Genomic DNA, 1785 nt, shown 5'->3' with positions numbered 1-1785 from the left:
TTGTCATACATTATTTTTTTGTCTTTTCTTACTTCTTTTTCGAGTTCGACACGTTCGATTAAACTATCTTAAGCAGCACCATTTTCATTAAAATCAGCAACAATAGCATCGACCCTCGAGGCAACCTCCTCCAGAAGCTCCTCATTGAACTGTAAGGCACGATCTAGGTGGGTTTGACGGTCTACCAGCTCCGCCTGCAGGCGGTCGATCTCAGCCTGTTTAGAGGCTATGAAATCGTCTTTTTCTTGATGTTTGGCCTTGGTCATATCAGCAGAAACACCACGGACAAACCCAAGATCCTCGAAACGTTGGCCTGCAGTGTCCTGCAATTTTGACCAAATCGATTCACCTTTGCGGCCCATGAGGTCACGCAATGGGGCTTTATTCGTCTTAAAATCGTAATTGAAGAAGATACATTGAGCGTGATAATTCATCTTATATTCGCCTGTTACTGGGTCTTTATGGCCCTCGTCCATGTGCATTTCCCAGCCTAACGGCTCCATGCCGGTCTTTTCTTTTACATCTTGCATAAACTGCTCAATATGATCGGAAAACGATGTTTTCCAGTCAGGGTCTTTCATGATCTCCATCATCTGATCTCTTGAAAATGACAAAACCCCATCCATGAATGTATTGGCGGTTTTTTGTATTTTCTTATTTTTAATACCTTCTACTTGATTAAAAACGTCCTTATATCGATCATAGATGTTATAGCCACAACCAAAATTATCTTTGGCGAATTCGACTATTTGGTTGGTATTTTTGGCAAAGGCACGTTGAACGTGTCCTATCTCACCAGACGCATTTGAATTTTTATAATACTTGGCATTGAATGAAACGAAATTTTTCATGGTGCGATATCATTGTTATATGATCATGTTGTAACATTTATTTTCAGATAATCAAGTGCTTATAAAGCACTACTTGTGCTTTAAAGCAACTTGGTGCTTTATAAAGCCTTTAAATGCCTCTATTTTATTCCTTGATACATCACATTCCGAAGGAGTGTTTTAGCCCATTAAAGCACTCTACGAGTGCATGGGCCTCGCTACGCGAGGAAGATCAACAGCAAGATCAAGATCAAGATCTACAACAGGTCAAAAGCTTACAATCAAAATCGGCAATGTCTTACATAAACCGTTCCGGTTTATTCCAGAGGCTGTCTGTTTTTAAAAGCTGCGTTGCCCTTGCTTTTATCACCAGAACAGCACCGGCAACGGTGCCATTACACCCCTGAACATTTCCCTCCAGGGAATGTGGGGGTGTGCTGTCAGTCCCCGAAAATCAAAAGCGGGTTGGACAGTGACGATGGTGATCCATCGATCCCATTCCACCCTAGAAGCTCCTGATAGCCCATTAGCGAGCCGATTAAGGTCGTTTGACATGGTTGGCCGGCTTTTTGGCCAAGCGTGTCAAATGGCCCAACAACGAACGCAGTGAGGCGTTAGGCTCGATTGCAGCACATAGATCCGACGGAGCTACCGCATTTACAGGACGCCAGCCCATTCGGGCGATGGCTTTCCCCAGTGCTCTCGCTCTGTTGATCTCATGGTTTGCCGTCGTCCTACGGCCTAGGCCACCCACTCCATCACCATAACGAGGCTTGTGGAACCTGCTTCGCGTTGAGGTAGATCCGTCCTATCCGAATGCAATCTAACGGGCTGAAAATGCCCTTATTTTTGATTGCTATAACGAAGGTCAAAAGAGGGTAATACAAGATATAAGATACTGGGAACCACGTATTCCGTGGCTTTCAGCCAATTTTTATACTCTGTGGAGGTAAGT

1 protein-coding gene is annotated in these 1785 nt (G+C 44.0%); it reads right to left on the bottom strand.

Going from position 1 to position 1785, the window contains the following annotated elements:
* Positions 1-68: 68 nt before the first annotated feature.
* Positions 69-851 (bottom strand): hypothetical protein, encoded by a 783-nt coding sequence (locus tag ACFWWR_RS48540; protein ID WP_384310780.1) that lies wholly within the window; start codon positions 849-851, stop codon positions 69-71.
* Between the last annotated feature and the right edge of the window lie 934 nt (positions 852-1785).

Origin of the sequence: Streptomyces sp. NPDC058678 (genome assembly GCF_042714835.1) — a bacterium.
Classification (GTDB): domain Bacteria; phylum Actinomycetota; class Actinomycetes; order Streptomycetales; family Streptomycetaceae; genus Streptomyces.
The sequence above is the reverse complement of the archived record's forward strand: the minus strand, read 5'-3'. Positions and strand labels throughout refer to the sequence as shown.

Excerpts from the sequence above, each read along its gene's own strand:
- ACFWWR_RS48540 (WP_384310780.1), bottom strand. The coding sequence starts at position 851 with ATGAAAAATTTCGTTTCATTCAATGCCAAGTATTATAAAAATTCAAAT.